The organism is Streptomyces phaeochromogenes (assembly GCF_001418655.1).
Lineage (GTDB): Bacteria > Actinomycetota > Actinomycetes > Streptomycetales > Streptomycetaceae > Streptomyces > Streptomyces phaeochromogenes.
In genome coordinates this window covers 1-1,518 of sequence record NZ_LIQZ01000330.1, presented here as the reverse complement: position 1 = coordinate 1,518, position 1,518 = coordinate 1, and the positions used below count along the sequence as shown (strand labels likewise).

Here is a 1,518-nt window from a genome sequence, read left to right as displayed (position 1 = left end):
CAGGGACGGGACGGGTAAGGGCGGCGGGGGCGAGGGAAAGGCCTATGTCTGCGGGAGCGGGAATGACACCGGGCCCCGCAAGCCTGCTCGGTTGACCGCTCTCACGCCGAAGAAGACGTTGTCCTTGGACAGGTCCACCTCGTGGGAGGTTGTGTCGCCGACCGGGATGACGTGGGTCCACTCGGGGGCCGTGGTCTCGCGCCAGACGACCTCGTAGCCGGCGAGGTCGGGCTCGGCCCCCCGCTTCCACGTCAGCTCCGTGGAGTTCGTGAGCGCGGCCGTCAGAATCCGCGCGTCACGCGGCGCCGCCGGAGCCTGGGCCAGGGTCCAGAGCGCGGCGGCGTTCACACGGGCGACCCGGGCCGTGAAGTCGAAGTCACAGAACTCCGGGAGGTCGCCGTACTGTTTGCCGCCCTCGACCCGTACGTCCTGGTGCTGATGCGCGAAGTCCTCGGCCGGCTCGGTGAACCGGGCAGCCGCATAGCCCTGTTCGAGGAAGGGGATGTGGTCACCGCCCCGCCGGTACCGGTCCCGGCGGTAGACGACACGTACGTGCATCCCCGTCGCCGAGTTGTCCCCGGTGTCACGGACGAACCGCGCCAACTGCCGCGACGGGGAGTCGTTCTCGCCGCCCACCGACCGCCGCGTCGCCGCCTGCTCGGGGGTCTCCGACGTGGGCACGCCCTCGGCGAAGAGACGAATCGTGTACGGGTCCTTCGTCCCGTCGTCCGCCTTCGAGCTGCCCACGATGTCGTTCGTGAACATGGCCTGCACATCCGTGCCGGCCGCCTTGAACCGGGACGCCATGTGCGCGGCCCCGTACAGCCCCTGCTCCTCCCCCGCGACCGCCGCGAACACGATCGTCGAGGCCGGGCGGCGCTTCGCCATCACCCGCGCCAGTTCCATCGCCACGGCGACCCCGGACGCGTCGTCGTCCGCGCCCGGGGCGTCCGAGGTGGCGTCCATGACGTCGGTGACGCGGGAGTCGTAGTGGCCCGAGACGACGTACACCCGCTCCGGAGTGACCGATCCCCGCAGGGTCGCCACCACGTTGGTGATGCGGGTCGCGGTCGGGATGCGGGACGCGGGCTCCTGGACGTACGACTGGAGTTCGGCCGTCATCCGGCCGCCGGACCCGGCGGCGTACGAGCGCATCTCCGCGAGGATCCAGTCGCGGGCCGCGCCGATGCCTCGGTCCGGGTCGTCCTGGGTGGAGAGGGTGTGCCGGGTGCCGAAGGAGACGAGCTTGCGGACCGTCGCCTCGATGCGGTCCGGGTCGATCTCCTTCAGCAGGGCGCGCAGCTCACGGGACGGGGCCTGCGCGGTGGCCGGCGGGCGCGCGCCCTGCGGCGCGGCCTCGGCCGACCTCGCGGGCGTGTCCACCAACTCGGCCGTCGGCATGGCCGGAGCGGACGCGGCGGGCGCCGCGGACGGCCCCACGGTGACGGCCCCGGCAGCCGCCGTTGCGGCCAGGACGGTTCTTCTGCTGGGGCGTATGTGCGGGACGGGGGGTGGGGT

Annotated in this window: 1 protein-coding gene; it reads right to left on the bottom strand. The window is 72.6% G+C overall.

Annotated elements, in window-relative coordinates; genetic code table 11:
• Positions 1-42 precede the first annotated feature (42 nt).
• Complete coding sequence (locus AOK17_RS36035) at positions 43-1,401, bottom strand: M20/M25/M40 family metallo-hydrolase (RefSeq protein ID WP_425424665.1); 1,359 nt, start codon at positions 1,399-1,401, stop codon at positions 43-45.
• Between the last annotated feature and the right edge of the window lie 117 nt (positions 1,402-1,518).